Raw genomic sequence first — 22,233 nt, forward strand, 5'->3', positions numbered from 1 at the left:
GGACGCACCCTACGAGTGTGATAATTATTAATTGGTTTCCAAGCCTTTTTGCTGGAATTTTAGGGTTTGGCAATTTTCCATAATTGTCCGGGCTACATTTTCCGGGATACCGTCGGGAATGTCTGCCTGAATTTCTAGGGTAATTTTTACCTTGGTGTTTTTGAGAGAGATTAAATGTTGAATGACTTCATCGCTAATTACTCCCGCGTCTCTGTTGAGTCGTAAAGCCTCAATTTCTACCACCCCGTAAAAGCGTCTTAGGGGCTGATTTTGAGCCGGGGAAACTCTATAATTTCCGGGGTTTATGTCCTCCCCTACGATCGCATTTACCTCCCTTTCCTGACCCGGTGAGGGGGCGGAATATTGCTCCAAGGAATTGGGGCTGGGCTGCTGGCTCAGTTGTAACTGTTTTTGGGCTACATCGGGCTTGACAATTAAACTATTTTGAGCTATTGTAGGATTGATGGATTCCCCGGCTTTCAGTCCCTGATAGGTGCCGGTTTCTGGATCGAAGCCTTCCGCGTAGGCAAACCACTGACTCCAAGCGGTCGAGGATACGCCGTCGGCGATCGCTTTTAGCAAAACCTGTTCATCCTTGAGGCGGGGCAGATAGGGATATTTAGTTAGATATTCCCAGATATCCTGTAGGCTGATGTGGTTTTTGTCGCGCCAGACGAAGGGTTCCAAAACCTCTAAATAGAGATTTAGGGGGGCGTAGGTATCTGAGAGGTGGGATTCGTCGATCGCCTTTTTGCTGGCGTTAAGTGTCGGGGAGGACTCAAGATTACGGAGGCGGATAGTTTTCCAGGCGATCGCTTCTTTGGGGTCTGGTTGTTCAGGGACTAATAACCATTGGTAGGTTTCGGAAATCTGCTTTTGGACATCATTATCAAACTGCTGTAGTTTGGTGTGGGCTTGTTTAGCCTGAAAAGCATCTAGGTTCAACTCTTCCTTTTCGCTACAAATGGACTCCCAGGCGAGATATTGGGCGGCATTTTTTCCCAGGGTTTCCCACTTGGTTTTATCAGCAGCCAAAAACACCAGGGTATTTTGGTAATAGCGACGAGTTTCCCCCCTGTAGTCTAACACATCAGCCACCCGTTGGCAAGCCGGACTCTGTAAATTTAAGCCTTGGTCGTGGGGGAATTGTGGGGGGAGTATAACCAGACGCACACCGGAGCGGTTATCATCAGGGATATCCCCGCTAGAATTGGGGGCCACATGAACCGTGGTAAAGATACCCCGATCGCCAAATTTTTTGAGACGTTTAACAATTTCCTCCTCGACCAAATAGCGATCGCCTTCACCGAGAAACTGATCAGCCCTTTCTGCGGCTGTGCGGTTAACATTAGGTTGAGTGGAAATCCAGTAGCGGTTATTATCAACATAGAGATAGGTAGCGCGATCGCTGAGTCGTCGGAGTGCGTCCCCAAAAGTCGCGGCCGACTCTCCCGGTTGCACACAACCTAGTTTTATTCTACGGTCTTCCAAGCCACGGTTAGCCGCTTTCTGGGTTGGTGCTGACCCCATGTAGATAGTGCGGGTAACGCGACGACAAGCCGAATAACGGCCGAAATTAGGGTATTGGCGATCGATATCTAGGGGTAAAGATAATGGTCCATCGACATCTTTATCAATAATGGGAGTCCAATTATCTTCCAGGTAGCGGGTAAGTTCCGACTGCACTTGATGGTCATCCATCGGCACATTTCCCGGCATAATCAACAGATTAGCATCATTACGTTCCCATAGGGTATGAATCACCTTAGCCATGAGACGCAAAACCCCACGGGTCCGCTGAAACTTATCTAAACTCGACCAGTCCTCATAAAGGCGATCGAACAATTCTGGGTGAATAGGATAAGCCTCTCGCATACGGCGTTTATAGTTAGCCTCCTTGGTATCCGTGGGAAACTCCTGGCTATCTGCGCGATACATATTGTAAAAGGTATCTATCACCGCATCTCGTTGAGCGAAGAGAGTCGTATCCGTGGTAGACTGAAATAAGCGCCGCCGGACGATTTCAAAACTTTCCTCAGCGCTGGCAGGTCGCCAAGGGGACTCTACGCGACCGATCGCATTTTTCAGCCTGTCGGTCGCTTCGTATCCCTTCTCGCCGCCTTTTTCAATATCCGACGCGGGAACACTCACCACCAGCAGGGTATCCTTAGCATTTTTGGCGGACTCACTCAAAGTTTGGGCAAAAGTGAATTGAGTGTCGAAAGTCCCCCCCACCACATCAGGTTTTTCGTGGAGTTGTCTAGCATAGGCGACCCATTCATCAATCAGAATTAGACAGGGGGAGAAGTGGTTAAACAGTTGTTTAAGTATATCACCGGGATTAGTTGCCGTTTCGTCAGCCTCCCGCAACATTTGATAACCTTCTTCTCCTCCCAACTGCCAAGCCAACTCCCCCCAGAGGGTTTTAATTATGGGGGGCGGTTACGATCGCCTTTTCCATAGGGTTTAATGCCACTGGGGGGCAGTTTATTCCCCACCAACACAGCCACGTTAACATTTTGGGGAGGTTGAGATATACCCACCTGTTGAAAAATCTCTTCCATCCCTGGTAAGTTATGAATATGGCAGGCTTGGCAAAGGTGATAGAGGGATAACAGGGCGTGAGTTTTGCCGCCGCCGAAGTTAGTTTGCAATTCAATTACCGGGTCTCCCCCTTGACCAGTTAACCGTAGCAGTGCATTACTGAGAAGCTGTTTTAAGCCTTCGGTGAGGTAAGTGCGGCGATAAAATTCCGTCGGGTCTCTATATTCATCAGACCCCTGATCGAGGTATACTTCCCATAAGTCCGCGGCGAATTCTGCTTGTTGGAAAGTCCCGCCAGCCACGTCAGGATGAGGTGTAACAATCTCTCGCCAGGGTTTGAGTCCGGTTTGAGGTTGTCCTTCCGTGGGGGTGACGGTGACTTTCCTTCTTTCGCGACGGGCTTCGGCTTCAAAACGCGATCGCATCAATTCATTTTTCTCTTTTTCCACTTGGCTGGCTTCTGGGGCGGAAATAGCGGTTAACAGACGGGCGATATTATCAAGGATACGGTAAGCATCATCAGTGGAAAAAGTCCCTTGGTGCGCCCATTGGTTGCGGTTGTCGCGCAATTCGCTGGCAATGCTGCGTTCACTCCTTCCCAGAATTTGGCGAAATACGTCATTCCAATGTTCCCACAGGATAATCAGCAGGGCGGATACATCTTTTTTCAGGACTTCCTCGACAGATTGTCGGCTAACATAATTATCGGGGAGGGAGGCGCTGGCGGCGGTCAACCAGCGATCGCCATAATGCGATCGCATTTCCCTTTCCACGAAAGGATACAATCCATCTCGGAGTATCCCCAAGGCGCGACCAACTCTCTCGTAATTGCTGATAGCCATAATCGGTAGGATGCGTGATTGAGATCAATTATATGCCAAAACCGCACATTTTGTTCACCTGTTGAAAATAACCCACTTTTCCCACCAATTCCCCCCCCTCGTAGGGTGCGTCACAGGGATAACCTATCGGGTTAACCGCCAATTTGATTCATTTGACGCACCGCCCATATCGTGGTCAAGAAACCGGGTTTCTAATAATACATTGACGGCGGAACCCGGAGGGCGGGTTTATTAATATCCTGGTGGGGTCGGAGAATTGACGGCGGAACCCGGAGGGCGGGTTTATCAATATCCTGGTGGGGTCGGAGAATTGACGGCGGAACCCGGAGGGCGGGTTTATTAATATCCTGGTGGGGTCGGAGAATTGACGGCGGAACCCGGAGGGCGGGTTTATTAATATCCTGGTGGGGTCGGAGAATTGACGGCGGAACCCGGAGGGCGGGTTTATTAATATCCTGGTGGGGTCGGAGAATTGACGGCGGAACCCGCCCCTACAATTAATTATTAATTGTTAATTATTAATTATTAATTGAAAAGTTCCCCTTGGGAAGGTTTAGCCGCAAACTCACTGGCTAAACGGGTGATTTCCGGCCAGGATACTACTAGACTATTATAGGCGATCGCTTCTGATGACCATCCTTTGCGATCGCATAAATTATATAGACGATAGGCGAGGTCCCTGGCTATTTCTACCTCGGCTTTCTGTTGTCGAAGCCCAGACAGCAACTCCGCCGCCCCGGTTTCTCCCTTTTCTAGGAGTCGCTGAATTAGCCCTTGGGTGAGTTTCCAGTGGGGGAGGCGTGTATCTTTTTCCGCCGTCAATTTCTCCGGGAGTTCATCCCGTCTCAGCAACCGGACTTTCCCGGCTTTCGCGGTTAAAATTCCCGCCGTTTCTAACCCTTGTATACTGGTATTTCTCGCCTTCGACAGGGTTTCCGCTTCCCCATATAGTCCGGGGTCGAATTGGTATTGTTGAAACCATGTCAACGCCCAACGGGTATCGCTGTCAAATTCCCCTTCTTGGTCGGTCAGGTATTCATCTAGGAGTTGATTAATTAATTGTAGGGCGCTGCGGACGGTCAACTTGCTGCCATCGTTTTCTAAAACTTCGCTATACTTGCTATATATTGCCATACCCGGTCCGATACTGGCTTGGGCTAGGTCAACGGGGGCGATGTTTCCCTCTTGCAGCGTTTTTAGCGCCTGGGGGAGTTCGTTTTGCAATTCACTTAAAAATTTTCGCTTGGTCGTTGGTGCGGCATTCTCACCACGGGGACGACACACTAACACTATAGAAGAAGCGAGGGCGTTTGTACCACTGGCAACCATGCGGTTACTCAATTCGCTACGCATCGGCCATGTTCCACCAATGCTAAAGTTAGCCTGCATTAACCCTTCTAACATGGTTTCCCAACCCGTAGAAGCCACCTTATCTTTAGCATCAGTTTCGGCTTGTTTAAAAGCATAATAAACGGTCAGCGGATAGTTAGCATCAGCTATGCTATTCATGCGCTTAAACGCCTGCATTAATCCGGCTTCAAAAAATTCTTTAGCCCCTTTTTTGCTGCCTTCAAAGCGGTGCGGGGCTGCTATCAATTCTTGAGATTTCGGCACTAACAGGGTGCTGCAAATATCAGGGTATATTGAACCCAAAGATTGACGCAGCCACACATAGAAAAAGTCGGATAAATCCGCGTAGCCAATATTATCATAATAGGGCGGGTCGGTTGAGACTATTTTTGCTTGTGAGTCATTGTCATGGTTTACTTGTGCATCATGTTGAAATACCCTAGCTTTAACATTGACATTATCGTGATTTTCAATAACTTTTATCACCCAATTAATTGAACCCATAAAACTTCCAGAAGCGTCACCTAATGAATTTGTCTCTGCATAGTCCCATGTCATTGGCAATGCTTGACGGCTAAATGTATTAATAACCCCACTTTGTGTAGGAGTAGGGTCCCATCGTCCCAATGTGGAACCTCTATCTGTTACTTTACTCAACACAAACGCTAAATAAATTGCGATCGCTTCACTATAAGCCCTCGCGCCATTCCCCCCCTTATTCAAGGGAATATCATCATCAGATAACCCTACAGCCAGGGCATCTTGAAACGCCTTATCTTTAGCTTTACTGACCAAATCACTAAAAGTAGTTAAAGCCACCAATTGACGGGAGGTGAATAAATCAGCAAAACTTGTCATCCCATAATTAGGAGTTTTAAAATCCCGTGGATTTTTGGGTAGAATTGCATCAGGTTTCCATGTTGGTTTAGCGGAAAAAGCAATTTTTTCCTGTTGTTTGGTAGGGGGTAAATAAATCCTGCCTTTCTTTCCTTCAGCCACAATAGCCATTAACTGAGCCCCCATGCGCTTCTCACGACCTTCTGAACGCACATATTTCAACTTTACAGAAGTGTCGCAAGCCAGACAAACCGCCCCCTGGCGGTTAACCGTCCCCTCCCGTGGTTTTCCCTTCCCCGTCTTCACCACAAAATCAATTTCGGGGGGGCTAGTTTCCCCGTTAATGGCATACTCAACCCAAGCCTCCTTTCCCTTCTTTGTGGAAAGCCAAAACTTACTCGTTAAAGGCATTTGACAGCCACAAGCCGGGTTAGGACAAGTCACCGTCCGCACCCATAACCAAGCAATAACCGTCGCCTTGTCGCCATTTTCCAAAGTCACCGGAGGATATAAATCCCCAATGCCGTTAACAGCCACCTCTCGCATCCAACTTCCATAATATCGCACATCGGCAGCCAACCCCTGTGCGCCACGCCAAGACTCCAACCCAGTCCGTTTTCTATCATCTCCATTCACCGGGGGTAAATTCGCAAACCGAGGGGGAATTTCAATCAACCCCTTATTAATTAATACCGCCACCGGGTTCAAATCACTAGCATGGGCTTCCAACCCCAACCGTTGCGCTTCCAGGGGAATAGACCCACCTCCGGCAAAAGGGTCATAGGCGGGTGGCGCATACTGGGCGATATACTCCCGGACCTCTTCGGGTTTCGTGGGTGGTTTTTCCCCCCTTCCCCACGCCAAACAGCGGGCTATCTCCCTTTGTGCGTCTTGAATAACCTGGGGGTCTTTGATATCATCCCAAGACACCAAACCCCGCACCACCTGTTTTTGTTTCCCCTTCTTATCGGTATCGACGACAATTCGGCCTAAGATATCAAAAAGGCGTTGTCTTTCCTGGGTTTGTGCTTCCAGGGTGGGGAATTTTTCCGGCCAACTACTGGGGTCATCTACCAAAGAAGCCCAAAGCACCGCCCTAGCTGTAGCGGTTGGTTTCCGCGACCACCACAAATGCAGAGTGGAGGGGTGTCCGTGACGAATAGACTTTTCCCGCGCGGACTCCATATTAATGGCTTCGAGGGGTAGGGCAACTTCGATGAGTTTTTTGCGGTAGGTCATGGGAAGCAGTGTAGACACCGACTCCCAGTATAGCTGGTAACTGGTAGGGTGCGTCAGAAGGATAACCTACCCGGTCAGCAGCCAATTTTCTCAATCTGATGCACCACATTTACAATTAATTATTAATTATGGGCGGTGGGGGCGGGTTTATTACAGCCTGTTGAGAAATCATCTGATCACCTCTCAAAGTCCCTCTCCCCCTCTGGGAGAGGGACTTTGATAGTAAACGTAAACGGTGGGGGCGGGTTTATTAATATCCTGGTGGGGTCGGAGAATTGACGGCGGAACCCGGAGGGCGGGTTTATCAATATCCTGGTGGGGTCGGAGAATTGACGGCGGAACCCGCCCCTACAATTAATTATGAATTGTTCCGCGTTCCCATAGGTCTCGCCAATTATAATTGATACTGTGGGCGGCAAAATCGGGTTGTTGCTGAAAGGGTTGGTGGATATAGGAAATGCGATCGCCTGGAACTTCCACTAATGCTAGGATATAGCTATCAGGTCGGTTTAAGGCGGTCAAAATCTCGTTTTTAGTCACCGTCACCGTTTGCGCCCCCTCAATGCGTCCTTTCACCTCGATAAACCGCAATTGTCCGGTTTCGGGAATGACCGACTCGATATCATAACCGCACTTTTCGGCGCTAACGTCTCGCGGTTGATAGCCTAACTCCCTTTCCTTCCGCATCACCGCCTCCATTGCCGCTAATTCCACCGCTTTCCGGTTTTGGGCAAAAGTGTCGGAAATCTTCGGCAAGGGGGGTTGTAGGGCTGCCAGACGGTGGCTGGGAATGATTAAAGCTGCCCCTACCACCACGGGGGGTAAAGGTGAAAGTCGGCGCTCGTCTTCCAGTTCGCGGAGCCTTTTTTCTAGGCGGGAGGCTAACTCGTCCGCCCGTTGCTGGGCTTTGGTAGAGTTAAGTTTAGCATTGGGTTTCCCCGCTTGTTCATCCAGGCGCAAACTGACAGCCCTTTGGTCCCAATAGTTGATTTCCTTGGTGAGTCGGTCTTTGACGGCGACTAGGGTTTTATCAATGAGTTCCTGTTTGGGTTTCTGGACTTCTTCGAGGTGGGGTTGGACTAAATGGGTAATGGCGTAGGTAGTCGCCTGTTTCTCAATGTCCTCTTTTGGGGGTAAATTAGGCAGAAAAGGAGCGATCGCTTTATGTTCCTCTTCGGTGAGGGGGCGATAGTCCAAATAAGGCGCATATCCCCCATTAATAGCGGGGGAGGGAGTCGGGTCGCGGTCGGGAAACAGACTACAGGGAAGTTCCACATATTGCATTCTGCGGGAGACTAACCGCCGCTGTCCGTTGGAGTCGGTTCGCGCGTCCTGAATGCTATGTTCCAGATAAACTAAGATTCTCTCTGGCTGCGGGTTAGGACTATCATCAACCAAAATGCTCCCCTGACGCAATAGATTTCGATGACGTTCTAAAATCAGGTCTAGGGTGGCATCAAGAAGGGGATGACCAGGACAAACTAGGTCGGCTATGGGTTTCCCCGGAAGGCTGATCAAGTCCTTCTCAAAACAGATCCGCTCATAACGTCTTAGTATAGGTTCACTCAGTCCTATTTGGCGATCGCGATGACGAATGACCCCGGGAACGTTGGTAATTTCATAACGTCGGGGTTCCCGGAGACGCATGGTTCCCCCTAAGCGGGTAAAAGCCTCCTGGAAAAATAAGCCGATAAAATGGGGTTGGAGTTTCCGCGCTTGCGCCCTTTCCATGTCCTCCCGAATGGCTTGAACTTTGGTGGTATCCAAGGAGTCTCTCGCGAGGGCTTTTTCCTCGATGAGTGTTTGCAAATATTCCCGGTTCAGGCGATCGCTCAATTGCTGCTGTTTGGCTTTAATATCAGGGCGATCGCCATAGCGGATAGCTTCAATGAGTAACTCCCGCAATTCTACCTGAGCGATCGCTTTTCCCAACACATCAAACACCTGACCCCCCAAGGCGTTTTGCTCAATTTCCAGTTTCCGCAACAGGGATAAATATACATCCCCCTCCCGCGTTTCCCCGGCGACCAAATTCCACAAATGACAAACTTCGGTCTGTCCGATCCGGTGAATGCGCCCAAATCTCTGCTCCAAACGATTCGGATTCCAAGGTAGGTCATAATTAACCATAAGATGGGCGCGTTGTAGGTTAATTCCTTCCCCCGCTGCGTCGGTGGCTACTAATACCTGGACGGTAACATCCTGTTTAAAGTCTTCTTCGGCTTTTTTGCGTTCATCCCGTCCCATACTTCCATGAATGGTAACTACGGCTTCAGGACGACCTAAAAGGGTTTTAATGCGATCGCGCAAATAGTTAAGGGTATCGCGATGTTCGGTAAAAATTACCAGTTTCCGCAATGCTTTCTGTCCGGGTTCATGGTCGCTATTCTGGGGGTTGGGAATGGTAAAAATTTCGTTTTCCATGACCTGGGATAATTGTTCCCATTTGCAATCTTTCCCACTCTGGCGCACCCGTTGGGCTAACTCTTCCAATTGGCGCAAACGTTCGATTTCTGTCTGTAATTCCTGAATAGTCCGAGAAGCGGTCGCCAGGTCAACGACTTCGGTTTCGATGTTTTCCCTCTCGCTACTGGGTAAGTCTTCCAAATCATCATCAATGTCTTGTTGATCAATCATCCTTCCCGGGTCTAATTCCCCCTTGAGTCCTCGGTGGATTAGCTGTTCTTCCCGCAGTCTTTTTTGGAGGCGATCGCGCCGTCGTTTCAGAGACTGATAAATGGCTTCGGGAGAGGAAGCCAGACGACGCTGGAGAATAGTTAAGGCAAAACCTACGGTTCCCCTACGTCCTTTTTGGGTGAGGTTATCGGCGCGATTAAATTCTTCTTTCACATAGTCGGTTACTTGTTTATAAAGGATGGCTTCCAACTCGGAAAGACGATATTCCACCGTGTGGGCGCAACGTTCCGGAAACAGGGGACGACCATCAAATTTTAGCAGGTTTTCTTTAATCAGGCGACGCATCAAATCAGCGGTCTCGCAGACATGGACACCATCCCGAAATTTCCCCTCAAAGCGATCGGCATCCAACAGAGCCAAAAATAGCTGAAAATCCTCTTCTTTCCCATTGTGCGGCGTAGCGGTCATCAGCAAAAAATGGCGGGTCAAACCCGACAGAAGTTTCCCCAATTTATAGCGCTTGGTTTCCTTAATTTCCCCCCCAAAAAAGGAAGCCGAGAGTTTATGGGCTTCATCAACTACGACCAAATCCCAATCAGTTGTGCTGAGTTTCGCCTGTAAATCGGAATTACGGCTCAGTTTATCTAATTGGGCGACCAGTAGGGGAATTTCTGTAAAGGCGTTCCCGCTGCGGGCTGCTTCAAGGCGATCGTTTGTCAAAATTTCAAAAGGTAGGTGAAACTTATGATATAATTCATCTTGCCACTGTATCGCCAAACTCCCCGGACAGACAATCAAACACTTTTGTAAATCCCCCCTAATCAACAATTCCCGAATAAATAATCCTGCCATAATAGTTTTACCCGCCCCGGGGTCATCAGCCAACAAAAACCGCAAAGGTTGACGGTTCAGCATTTGGTTATAAACGGCATCAATTTGGTGTGGGAGAGGTTCCACCAAAGAAGTATGAACAGCCAGCCGAGGGTCAAACAAATGAGCCAGGCGAATGCGGTGAGCTTCCGAAACCAATCTAAATATAGCACCATCTCCGTTAAAACTCCAGGGCTGTCCATCCCTAACAATTTCTAATCTATCTTGGTCACTGCGAAATAGTAGTTCATTACCAGGTTTCCCCCGACTATCTTTATAGGTCAATTCAATCGCATCATCACCATACCAAGCAGCATCAATAACGGTAACATTTTCATTAGGCAAAATCCCTTTAATAATTGTACCACGAGTTATATCTTCTAGTTTAATCATAATTAAAACTCAACAATTATCCATTAACAATTATAGTAGCAAATTTCATTCCTTTGACGCACCGCCCATATCGTGGTCAAGAAACCGGGTTTCTAATAATACATTGCCCTCACCCTAAATCTGGATCCCAGACGGGTAGAGGGACTTTGATAGGAAGTAGGGTGCGTCAGAGGGATAACCTATCGGGTTAACCGCAAATTTCATTCCTTTGACGCACCGCCCCTATCGTGGTCAAGAAACCCGGTTTCTTTGAGAAACCGGGTTTCTAAGCAAACCGTGAGGTCCGAGAATTGACAACAGAACCCGGAGGGCGGGTTTATTAATATCCTGGTGGGGTCCGAGAATTGACGGCGGAACCCGGAGGGCGGGTTTATTAATATCCTGGTGAGGTCCGAGAATTAACAGCAGAACCCGGAGGGCGGGTTTATTAATATCCTGGTGAGGTCCGAGAATTAACAGCAGAACCCGCCCCTACAATTATTAATTATTGGTCAAGAAACCCGGTTTCTTTGAGAAACCGGGTTTCTAAGCAAACCGTGGGGTGAGAGAATTAACAGCAGAACCCGGAGGGCGGGTTTATTAATATCCTGGTGGGGTGGGAGAATTAACAGCAGAACCCGCCCCGACAATTATTAATTATTAATTATTAATTATTAATTATTATCACTCTCGTAGGGTGCGTCAGAGGGATAACCTATCGGGTAAACGGCAAATTTGATTCCTTTGACGCACCGCCCCTATCGTGGTCAAGAAACCCGGTTTCTAAGCCAACCGTGGGGTGGGAGAATTAACAGCAGAACCCGGAGGGCGGGTTTATTAATATCCTGGTGGGGTGGGAGAATTAACAGCAGAACCCGCCCCTACAATTATTAATTATTAATTATTAATTATTAATTATTAATTATTTATGTTGTATGATGGAAGTACAGAGTTTACAAAAGTTCACAATATGACCGCAACCCAACCGTCTGTTACTGTCCGTAGTTGTTTGGAACCTCTCGATTGGACCTGGAAAAGTCACCAAATCCGCTATACAGTCCAGGGAACAGGCCAACCCCTGATTTTAGTCCATGGGTTTGGGGCTTCGATTGGTCATTGGCGACAAAATATCCCCGTTTTAGCCGCTGGAGGATATCGGGTCTTTGCCTTAGATTTATTGGGTTTTGGGGCTTCTGGGAAACCAGCCGTTGATTATAGCTTAGACCTATGGGAAGAATTGCTGCGGGATTTCTGGAGTGAACAAGTGGGAGAACCTGCTGTTTTTGTCGGTAACTCCATTGGGGCGCTGCTGAGTTTAATGATGGCGGTCAATTATCCCGATATTTGCCGAGGGGCAGTCCTGTTAAACTGCGCGGGAGGCTTGAATCATCGCCCGGAAGAGTTGAATTTTCCCCTACGGGTGGTCATGGGAACATTTACTAAGCTAGTCGCTTCCCCGGCTATTGGGCCGTTTGTGTTTAACCAAGTCCGCCAAAAACACCGCATCCGCAACACCCTCCGCCAAGTCTACGGAAACCGAGACGCAATCACAGATGAGTTGGTGGATTTACTCTATCAACCCTCTAATGATGTCGGCGCACAACAGGTTTTTGCTTCCATTTTAACCGCCCCGGCTGGCCCTTGCCCTTGGGAACTTTTGCCGAAATTACAGCGTCCTTTATTAGTAATCTGGGGGGAAAATGACCCCTGGACTCCGATTAAGGGTGCGGAAATTTATCGGGATTTAGCGACAACTGGTGCATCGGTTGAGTTTGTTTCTATTCCCGAAACTGGCCACTGTCCCCACGATGAACGGCCAACTGTGGTTAATCCTCTGATTCTTAATTGGTTGGACAACCTGGGTGGGTCGCTTTAGGGTCAGAATTTATCGAAGGTGGGGACTGACCCCCCCTATTCGCTGCTGAATGGGTCTGAGCAAACATCCATTGCTAACGGTGTGGGGAACTATAAAAATTACCTATTTGGCAAGGGTTTTGGGCATTCATCAAAATTTTTTTTGATAAAAGTGTTGACAAAACTATGGGGGTTGGCTAGAGTTACAATCGTGTGAGGAGCGAACCAGTTGGGACACCGAGACGAAACACGGCCAGTCGTCGGTGTCCTTTCTGAAAAAACAATAGTTATGTCTCTGCTAAATATGCTTCATTCTTATGTGGTGTGTGAGTGAAATGGGGCGATCGCTTTAATGGTCGCTCCCATAATCTCCGCTTTTAATTAGGAGTGCCATATATGGGCTTTGTCTGATTAAATTTTGATTGCAGATATGTGTCTGGCTGCTTAGATTGGAGTAAAAAGGATATAGAATTGTGGTTGTGATGGTAAACTGCCATGTGAGAGTTGGTATTTGCACCTAGTAAATATTCGGGTGAAATTGTGAGCGGTAGTTGAATGTCTGAGTATTTTGCGACGGTGGCTCATGGGTTGGAATCGGTGGCGGCTAATGAGTTGGAAAGTTTGGGCGCGAGACAGGTAAAGCCGGACTTTGCGGGGGTGAGTTTTAGTGGCGATCGCCACTTGCTTTATAAGGTGAATCTATGGTCGAGAACTATTTTTAGGGTTTTGGTTCCCATAGCGAAATTTCCCTGTCCGAATGGCGATCGCCTTTATAAGGAAGTCCAGAAAATAGACTGGGAAGAATATATTAAACCCCATCAGACTTTATCGGTTCACTGTACGGGTAAAAATAGACAGTTAAATCATACCCATTTTACGGCTTTACAGGTGAAAAATGCGATCGTTGACCAACAGCGAGACAAGTTTAGTCAGCGGTCAACGGTGGATATTTTGGATGCTGATCTACACATAAATCTGCATATTAACGGTAATCATGGCATCCTCAGCCTAGATAGTTCTGGTCCTAGTCTACATCGGCGGGGATATCGTCCGGCGGTGGGAAAAGCACCCCTTAAAGAAAGTCTGGCCGCGGGGTTATTGGACTTAGCACAATGGCAAGGCGATCGCCCGTTTTTAGACCCTTTGTGCGGTTCTGGTACTCTCCCCCTAGAAGCGACTTTAAAAGCCCTCAACGTCGCGCCAGGGCTATTTCGTGAAACATTTGCTTTGATGAAGTGGTCGGATTTTGATGAGTCTCTGTGGAAGCAGTTGGTCCGGGAGGCGGAAGCTAGTTGTCGGGAAAATTTGAAGATCTCTATCGGGGGATGCGATCGCGATTCAGAAGCGATCGCCCAAGCCAATTATAATGCCAAAAAGTGCGGCGTAGATAGTCATATTAGCTTATGGAAGGCAGACCTATCAGAGGTGGAACCCACCGGGGATAATGGTTTAATTGTCTGCAACCCTCCCTATGGGGAACGTTTAGGAAATGTGGAGGAGTTGGGAGACTTATATCAGCAACTTGGGGATATTCTCAAACAACGCTTTAAGGGGTGGACGGCGTTTATCTTTACCGGAAACAAAGCCCTATCAAAGCGCATTGGATTAAGAACTTCCCAACGGATACCCCTATACAATGGGGCCCTACCCTGCACTTTACTCAAGTATGAGTTATACTAACAGCCCCCAAAGGTCAAGAAACCCGGTTTCTCAACACGGTGGGGCGGGTTTATTCATTAAGTCGTGGGGATGGAGAATTGACAACAGAACCCGCCCCTACCATTAATAATTATTAATTATTAATTGACTGGAATTTCAATGATAAATTCTGCCCCTTCTCCGGGTTCCGATTTGCAGAGGATTTTACCGTTGTGTTTGTCTTCGACAATTTGGCGGGATAACGATAGACCTAAACCAGTACCGACTCCTACTGATTTGGTGGTAAATAGGCGATCGAAAATCTTGGCTTGAATTTCGGGAGACATTCCCGGACCGTTATCATTAATGGAAATAATAGCCAGTTGTCTGGATGGTTCAAATCTAGTGGCGATCGTAATTTGATTAGGGTTAGCTTCAAGTTCTGACCTAAGTTTACCGGTGCTGGCTTCTTCTAAGGCATCGATCGCATTACTAATAACATTCATAAATACTTGATTTAATTGTCCTGGATAACATTGAATTTTGGGCAATTGACCATAGTTTTTAATTACCCGAATACCCGGACGATTTTGATTGGCTTTAAAGCGATGTTTTAAAATTAATAAAGTGCTGTTAATACCATCATGAATATCAAAGTCAATTTTGGCATCGGTATCCGAACGAGCAAAGATTCTTAAAGATGTGCTAATTTGAGATATGCGACAGGTTCCTTCCTTCATTGAAGCGATAAGTTGGGGGAGGTCTGTCAGTAAATAATCCAAATCAATTTCCTCGATTTTTTCATTAATATCGTCATCACCTTCGGGAAATTTTTGTTGATATAAAGCCAATAAATCAACCAAATCTTGAATATACTCTTCCGCATATTTTAAATTACCCACAATAAAATTAATAGGATTATTAATTTCATGGGCTACCCCAGCCATCAACTGTCCCAAGGCGGACATTTTTTCATGATTAACTAGCTGGTCTTGCATCTCCTGTAACTGATGAACAGTTTTTTGGAGATGAGCGGTTCTTTCTTCAACTCGATGTTCTAGGGTTTGATTGAGCTTTTCCAGTTCCAAATTTTTGTCTTTGAGATTTTTCTGGAGTTGTCGCATCTGTAAATGTACTTTAACCCGGGCTAATACTTCTTGATGCTGAAAGGGTTTAGTAATATAATCAACCGCCCCAAGTTCCAAGCCTTTGACTTTATGTTCCACATCAGAAATAGCCGTCATAAAAATTACGGGAATTTCCTGGGTCGCCTGATTTTCTTTGAAACGGCGACAGGTTTCAAAGCCATCAATTCCCGGCATTTGAACATCCAGTAAAATTAAGTCGGGTGTAACTTTAGCCAGGCTAGATAGTGCAATTTCACCCGAGTTGGCTACCAGCACCTTAAATCCGGCTTCTTTGAGTAAGTTAAACAGGACTTTAATATTAGTTGGTGTATCATCAACAATTAAGATCTTGGCTGACTGTTCATTATCCATTGCACTACTCTGAGATATATTGATTTACCAGAACTTGAAGTTTTTCCATATTAAACTCCTCAGCCAACTGTAATAACTGATTAGCGATGGCTGTAAACTTAGGAGACAACTGGGTTAAACGAGTTGCGGTTCTCTGTATGTTTTCGACATCACCAATAGCTACAGCTTCTTTAAGGGTGGCTAACTCCTCAGCGGGTAAGTAGACTAGATTAACATCCTCCAACTCTGATTTAATACCAGAGATGTGAAGATCCTGCGGAGATTCGATGGTTTCCTCATATATCCATTCTAAACCAAGACATTTACCAATTTTATCTAGCAGTTCCTTGGCTTGTATAGGCTTGGGAATAAACTCATCACAGCCAGAATCTTGAGTATTTTGGCGATTCATGTTAAAAACACTAGCGGAGGAGGCTATAATCGGGATTTTTTCAAATTCTGATAGTCTTCGTAGTTGTCTAGTCATTTCTAACCCATTCATAATCGGCATGATTATATCTGTAATAATAGCATCTGGGTGAGCCTCTATAGCCTTTTGTAGCCCTTCTTGACCATTACTGGCTTGGAGTACATTAAACCCCAAGGGTGTGATTAAATCAGCAATTACAGACCGATTTTCCCAAGAATCATCTACCACTAGGATACAGCGTCGTGGTCCTAAATAGCCGGCGATCGCATTTTCGGTTTTCTCAGATGAAATTTGAGTCCAGGTAGTCGCAACCGGAACAGAGATCTCAAATTCAAATGTACTCCCTTGGTTAATTTCACTGTGTACTGATAATTTTGAGCCCATCATTTTGACAATGGTATGGGTGATGGCTAGTCCTAAACCAGTTCCTTCCGCCATTCGCTCGCGATCGCCTACTTGTTCAAAGGGTAAAAATATGCGCTCAATTTGTTCTGGACTCATGCCAATTCCCGTATCTTTTATTTGAAAGCGTAACTGCACTATAGGGGGGTCGCTTTCTTGTTCGTCTATGGTTTCTACGGTAAACATAACTTCCCCATGATCGGTAAATTTTATGGCATTTCCCAAAAGATTAATTAATACTTGTCGCAGGCGTTTATCATCAGCAATAATGGCTTGAGGAAGGGGGGTTAAGTTTGGGTAAATAAAGCCTATTTCTTTTTGGTCGGCGCGGATCCGACAAATTTCTATAACTCCTGTCAGAAAGGTTTGCAATTCAAAGGGTTGGGGACATAATTCTAGCTTGCGTGCTTCAATTTTACTCAAATCTAGGATATCATTAATCAGGTTGAGTAAGTGAGTGCCACAGTCATGGATTATTTGCACCCCAGAAAGCTGGCTAGGAGAAGCAGTGCGATCGCGTAGTAGAATTTGAGTATAACCTAAAATCCCATTTAATGGGGTGCGGAGTTCGTGACTCATATTAGCTAAAAACTCGCTTTTGGCTTTGTTGGCGACTTCGGCGGCTTTCTGAGATTGATGAGCAGCTTCTTGAGCTTTTTGGCGCACTAGAACTTCCTGCTGTAATTGCTGATTGGATTTAACTAAGGCTTCTGTACGTTCATCTACCTGTTGTTCCAGGTTTCCTACTAGGGAATAAAGGCGATCGGCCATGGTGTTAAAAGTTGTGGCTAATAAGCCCAACTCATCTTTACTGTCTATGGTAGCTCGTTTTTGCCAATTTCCCCCCTGTAATTCTTGGGCTACTTGGGTTAAGTTAACAATATTATTAGTGATACTATGATTTAATAATTTAGCGATCGCGATCGCCAACATCAGTCCTGAAAAAATCGCCACTACTAAGATAATTTGCGCCAGTCTGCTGGTCTCCTGAATTTGCTGACGAGCTCTCTCAAGTTCTAAACTGGCTAAATTTACTAATTCTTCAGCAATGGGGTCAATGGACTCTGCTTGTAACTCAAAGTCTCGAAAATTACGGCGTATCTGGACATCAATATCTAAAATTTTTTCGGCAATATTTTGATAAGTTTCCAGGTAATTCAAGATTTGTGTTCTTTCTTCATCATTAAAGTTATCCGATGCTTCGACAATCTCAATTATTTGGGCAATTGTATTAAATGCAGTCTGCATAAATGGTCTGTTTCTGGTTAAAAAATACTGCTGTTCATTCATTTTCATCTGGATATATAAATCGAACAGTTCATATTCCTTATCTTCTAGTGTGTCGTGAATAGATGAGGAAATGTTATTTATTCGTGCCAGTAGTCCTGTATCCTCTGCTGCTAGTTCCGTTACTAAATCTACTGAGTCTAAGAAAGTCTCAGCATAGCGTTGAGAAGAAGATAAAAATAGGTTAATATCACTATATTTATCGGCAAAATTCTGGCTAACTTCTGATTCTGAGATGAGGTCTTTTAACTGATAACTAATTGTAATAACTTCGGCAATATTGTGGACGGTTTTTTGAGCATAAGTATCTCGCGCCTGAGCAAATCCTATCTCTGGATATTGTAAGAAAAAATCCCGGTGATATACGCGAGCCGACTGTAAACCATGAGCCATAGTTAATACTAATCGCTGAATTTCTGTACTGACTAAAATAGCAGATTCGGTTTTACGCCGGACAATATGTAGTGACCAGTAGCTGGTAATACTCACCAATATCATTAAACATAATAAAAGACTAAAAACCGTCCCAAATTTACTGGTAATTCGCAGATTTCTCCAATATTTACGAATCCTAATTATGTAAATTTTCAGCGGATTTTTTAACTGCAATAAGGGAAACTTCATATATTACAAAATTAACGACTATAAACTATGTTTTCGCTTAATCGCGGCATCCCAGCATCGGGTTCATCAAGGCGATAAATATTGAAACCGATCGCCCCACAATCACCAAATTTATTACAGGTCAGGCTGCCTGTAAGTCCGGGGAAATTCTCAGTATTGTATAGAGCATCTCGCAAGGCTTGGCGGCCAATATGTAGGCTGCCGTTAGAGTCTATGATAGCCACTGAAATGATAGCATCTAAGAGCAAATTAGTAGCATCACTAGCAAAACTATAGAGGGTAGTTATGGGGGGCTGATTATACTTTTCCTGATAGGCTTTTTGCAATTGTTGAACTTCGGGAGTATCAATCAATGCGGGTCCAGCAAGATACATACCAATAGCATCATCTCCCACCACTTGTAAGAATTGCTCCGACATTAATGCCTCATCCCCCAATAAAACCAATTCCTGGCTTTCCTGAGTCGCCAAAAGTTGTTGAGCCTGTTTTACTAGGAGCGCTCCTTGGTCTGGTTTTCCCAAGGGAAAGAATAGCAATTCCGCCCCAGAATTAATCACTCCTATCAGCACAGGTTTCATATCTGTATCTTCTGGATCTATGGTTCCTATAAATACCACTTCCCCGCCAAGAGCAGTAAAGGATTCCGCAAACATTTGTAACAGGCTTTGGGAGTAAATATTGCTCACCCCAATGATAGCGACTCGCTCAATTCCTAGCACCCATCTCGCAAATTCTGCTGATATTTTTCCAGCGATCGCATCATTATATATTACCCGAAAATATCCCGGATGAAAATTCTCTCCTGGTTCATTACCTACAGAGGTTAAAGATGGTGATGTATTAGCACTAGAAATCATCACTAATCCAGCTGGGGACATAATTTTGCTGGCAGTGACAGCCGCGCCGGAACAGTTAGTGCCTAAAATTCCGATAACTTGAGGGTTAGCAATTAGTCTTAAAGCGCCGTTTGCACCTCCTTCTGGAGAACAGCGTTCATCTTGAACTTTGAGAAGAATGGGATGATTTAATATATCTCCCTGTTGTTCTACCACCAGTTCAATGGTACGGACTTGATCAATACCACCGGGAGCAGTTCCCCCACTCAGAGTTTGCAGAACTCCTATTTTTATAGGTTCTCCTGGGTTAATGGTAACGCAAGCGATCGCATCTGTGCATTCAAAAGGTGGCTCCTGAGTACAACCACTCAGCCAGGCGGCCACGGAAAGGGAAAGTGACAGTAAAGGTAGTTTAAACTTCAACATAATGGGAAATAGTTGAGAGTTGATTGTTTACAGTCGATGAATTACAAGGGGATACCTAATTAATTATCTTCATTGTAACTCCTAGATATGAAACTATGGGGAAATTCTTTTTTTAAGGCAGCTAAAACCGGACATGGTGTTTGTTTCTGCTGGTTTTCTGGTCTGTGCCAAGAATAGGGAGCGAGTTGGGCGGCGGACATCCATAACAGCCGTTTGGCTCTAGTCATGGCTACATAAAGTAAGCGATATTCCTCAGCAGTTTTTAGGTATTTTGCCTGTTCCCAAGCCGTGGTTATATCCGGTAATTGCTGGGAATTATGGAGGTTAGCGCGAATTTGCGCGCGAGCGACTTCCGATAGGGTAAAATCCCCTAAAAATCTGATTTGGGGATTAACTCGCAGGTTGCCGGGGATAATTTTTTCATGTAAAAATGGCAGAAATACATAATCCCAGTCTAGTCCTTTGGCTTTGTGCATGGTGATAATTGTCACCTGACCGGGACGGGTAAAAATACTATCATCTGAATTTTCTTCCTCTTCTATGGTCTCAAATCTTGCGGAACTAACCATTTCATCCAAAGCCGTTAACATTGCCGATAAGGATTGATTTTCGGCGGTCTTCTGAGAAATTTTAGTGGCGAGTTTATCGGCGCTGGCGAGTTCGCTTTTTTCGTATTGTAAAGCGAGGGCGATAAATGCAATTAATTCATAAGCGGGAAGTTCGACACGGGCTTTAATTAGGTTACAGCAAAGTTGACGACAGCGGCTGACTGTTTCTGGCTGAGGAGGTGAGAGAGGACTGGGATATAAAAATTGTTCTGGCTGTGCTGCTAGTATGTTAAAATCTTGGTTGGGAATACGATGGCGATCGCTTAATACTTTGAGAGCAGCCTTCAAATATTCGGGAGAATGGGGACGGTGTATAAATTGCAGTAAGTGCAACATTTCCCTAGGAATATGAGACTGACGAGTGCTTTCATAAGCATCAAATATGGTAATTGGATAATCACTAAAGTTAACCTCTAGGTCATATTCTTGGGGTTGACGCAGTGCATTAGCGATAAATTCTCCTTGGCGATGTTCTCGGACTAAAATTGCAAAACTTCCCTCCTTGTGTTGCTGAAAAATGGATATAATTCGCTTAAAAATGAGGTTAACTGTATCATAAATAGTTTCCGGCTCATATATTTCTAATCCTTTTCCTGTGGGATTAGGGTTGGCGTTTTCTTGTGGGTCATCCGGGTCAACCGGGCGAATTTCCTGTTCTCTAAACGGCAGTTCATTTAGCCCCGCAAATTTATGATTTACCCACTTTAATACAAAGTTAGCCGCTGCAATAATAATCTGATTACTACGTCCCGCCCTATCCATGGTAGCTAACCTTCCCAAGGCTTCGCAGTTTTCACAAAATTGACGAAAATAAACCGGGTCAGCAGGGGTAAATGTTGAGTTAATTGCTTGATTTGGGTCTCCCACTCGCACTAAGTTTAAGTTCACTAAATCGGAGTTATTACTACTATCCTGGGCTAAAATTTCTATGAGTTTATTTTGCAGAGGCGTAGAGTCTTGGGCTTCGTCTTCAAATACCGCAAATACTCGCTGTTGCCAACTTTGACAGACTTGGGGATTTTCCAAGACTCGCAACGCCCCTAAAATCATTTCCTCGTAATCCAGAAATTGCTGCTTTTGTAACAGCTGTTGATAGTTATCATATAAGCCAGCCGCTATGTTCATGATTTCGTAATCGTCCGGGATTTTTTGCCCTAAACTTCGCAACTGGTCGGGAGTTAAACCAGAGCTTTTGGCTTCCTGAATAACTTTCCAGGCTAACTCTGGTAAAACTTCGGTACGCAAAACCGATCGCCGCCGCAATTTTTCGGTTTCTTCCGAGTCAAATTGACATCCCTCGGTTAGGGTTTCGTACAGGCGGGGATTATGGGTTATCCACTGTTCCACACAGGCGCGGATTAGGCGGTGGCTGGAAGTGGGAACTACTAAGGTGAAGTTGTCTAGGTCTAAGCCTGATAATTCCGGGTGACTGGTCGCAATGTATAGCGCTAGTCCGTGGAGGGTATTCACCACGAAGCCGACGGGGGGAATGGATAGGTTGTTCAGGTGTTGGCGAATTTTGGCGCGGATATTACTGGCGGCGGCGCGGGTGAAGGTGACAACGATTAATTGGCGTTGGGGGTTGAGTTGATGACGGGCGATCGCTAAAGCTGCCGCCGCTGCCATTCCCGTCGATTTTCCCGCACCAGGAACCGCCGAAACCGCCAAGGGTCCCCCTTTCCATTTACCCATCGCATCCTGTCCCGGACGTAGGCTAGACTCTATGCTATCAAGGGCTTTTTGTCTTTCTCGCCTGCTGATTTCTGCTGTCTCCGAGTCGAGGTTATAGCTTGAGTCCCACAGGTTCCACCCGCTATCAGGGGACGGGTTTAATTGGTCTTCGGTATCTTTAGTCACAGACCGCGCCCATTTTATCGTATTATTTCCAGTTTAGCAGATTTGGGGATTTTTAGCAAGTGATTGGCTAAATTTTCCCGAAAAACCAAGTAATTAATCTGG

General features: G+C 45.9%; 10 protein-coding genes. 2 read left to right on the forward strand and 8 right to left on the reverse strand.

What is annotated here, in order from left to right:
• Positions 1–27: 27 nt before the first annotated feature.
• The 4 genes from NLZ44_RS04465 to NLZ44_RS04480 all read right to left on the reverse strand — a co-directional run bounded on the left by NLZ44_RS04465 (position 28) and on the right by NLZ44_RS04480 (position 10,712).
• Positions 28–2,409, reverse strand: coding sequence for an ATP-binding protein (locus tag NLZ44_RS04465; protein WP_493751973.1), 2,382 nt, complete (start codon positions 2,407–2,409; stop codon positions 28–30).
• Positions 2,410–2,429: 20 nt separating this feature from the next.
• Positions 2,430–3,386: a Swt1 family HEPN domain-containing protein gene (locus tag NLZ44_RS04470; RefSeq protein WP_493751974.1), complete on the reverse strand. Its 957-nt coding sequence runs from the start codon at positions 3,384–3,386 to the stop codon at positions 2,430–2,432.
• A 525-nt stretch (positions 3,387–3,911) separates the two neighbouring features.
• Positions 3,912–6,812: a DUF1156 domain-containing protein gene (locus tag NLZ44_RS04475; RefSeq protein WP_493752947.1), complete on the reverse strand. Its 2,901-nt coding sequence runs from the start codon at positions 6,810–6,812 to the stop codon at positions 3,912–3,914.
• A gap of 354 nt (positions 6,813–7,166) precedes the next feature.
• Positions 7,167–10,712, reverse strand: a complete 3,546-nt coding sequence (locus NLZ44_RS04480; protein WP_493751975.1) for a helicase-related protein — start codon at positions 10,710–10,712, stop codon at positions 7,167–7,169.
• Between the two features lie 949 nt (positions 10,713–11,661).
• Here NLZ44_RS04480 and NLZ44_RS04485 point away from each other — a divergent pair.
• The gene (locus NLZ44_RS04485) at positions 11,662–12,567 is read left to right on the forward strand and encodes an alpha/beta fold hydrolase (protein WP_493751976.1); all 906 of its coding nucleotides are present in this window, start codon (positions 11,662–11,664) and stop codon (positions 12,565–12,567) included.
• A 533-nt stretch (positions 12,568–13,100) separates the two neighbouring features.
• Positions 13,101–14,225, forward strand: a complete 1,125-nt coding sequence (locus NLZ44_RS04490; RefSeq protein ID WP_493751977.1) for a THUMP domain-containing class I SAM-dependent RNA methyltransferase — start codon at positions 13,101–13,103, stop codon at positions 14,223–14,225.
• Between the two features lie 119 nt (positions 14,226–14,344).
• On the opposite strand, the gene NLZ44_RS04495 is transcribed toward NLZ44_RS04490, so the two are convergent.
• Genes NLZ44_RS04495 through NLZ44_RS04510 form a run of 4 tightly spaced genes read right to left on the reverse strand, consistent with a single transcriptional unit; the run spans position 14,345 to position 22,131 of the window.
• Positions 14,345–15,682, reverse strand: a complete 1,338-nt coding sequence (locus tag NLZ44_RS04495; protein ID WP_493751978.1) for a hybrid sensor histidine kinase/response regulator — start codon at positions 15,680–15,682, stop codon at positions 14,345–14,347.
• 4 nt (positions 15,683–15,686) lie between these two features.
• Positions 15,687–18,404: an ATP-binding protein gene (locus NLZ44_RS04500; protein ID WP_493751979.1), complete on the reverse strand. Its 2,718-nt coding sequence runs from the start codon at positions 18,402–18,404 to the stop codon at positions 15,687–15,689.
• A gap of 11 nt (positions 18,405–18,415) precedes the next feature.
• Positions 18,416–19,666, reverse strand: coding sequence for a branched-chain amino acid ABC transporter substrate-binding protein (locus NLZ44_RS04505; protein WP_493751980.1), 1,251 nt, complete (start codon positions 19,664–19,666; stop codon positions 18,416–18,418).
• 59 nt (positions 19,667–19,725) lie between these two features.
• Positions 19,726–22,131 carry an ATP-dependent helicase gene (locus NLZ44_RS04510; protein WP_493751981.1) on the reverse strand — a complete coding sequence of 802 codons (2,406 nt, stop codon included), beginning with the start codon at positions 22,129–22,131 and terminating at the stop codon, positions 19,726–19,728.
• Positions 22,132–22,233 lie beyond the last annotated feature (102 nt).

It is taken from the genome of Arthrospira sp. PCC 9901 (assembly GCF_059013425.1).

Bases quoted from the DNA above. Each gene is read 5' to 3' on its own strand.
- NLZ44_RS04495 (WP_493751978.1), bottom strand. From the start codon at position 15,682: ATGGATAATGAACAGTCAGCCAAGATCTTAATTGTTGATGATACACCA.
- NLZ44_RS04490 (WP_493751977.1), top strand. From the start codon at position 13,101: ATGTCTGAGTATTTTGCGACGGTGGCTCATGGGTTGGAATCGGTGGCG.
- NLZ44_RS04470 (WP_493751974.1), bottom strand. From the start codon at position 3,386: ATGGCTATCAGCAATTACGAGAGAGTTGGTCGCGCCTTGGGGATACTC.
- NLZ44_RS04500 (WP_493751979.1), bottom strand. From the start codon at position 18,404: ATGAAGTTTCCCTTATTGCAGTTAAAAAATCCGCTGAAAATTTACATA.
- NLZ44_RS04485 (WP_493751976.1), top strand. From the start codon at position 11,662: ATGACCGCAACCCAACCGTCTGTTACTGTCCGTAGTTGTTTGGAACCT.
- NLZ44_RS04505 (WP_493751980.1), bottom strand. From the start codon at position 19,666: ATGTTGAAGTTTAAACTACCTTTACTGTCACTTTCCCTTTCCGTGGCC.
- NLZ44_RS04480 (WP_493751975.1), bottom strand. From the start codon at position 10,712: ATGATTAAACTAGAAGATATAACTCGTGGTACAATTATTAAAGGGATT.
- NLZ44_RS04475 (WP_493752947.1), bottom strand. From the start codon at position 6,812: ATGACCTACCGCAAAAAACTCATCGAAGTTGCCCTACCCCTCGAAGCC.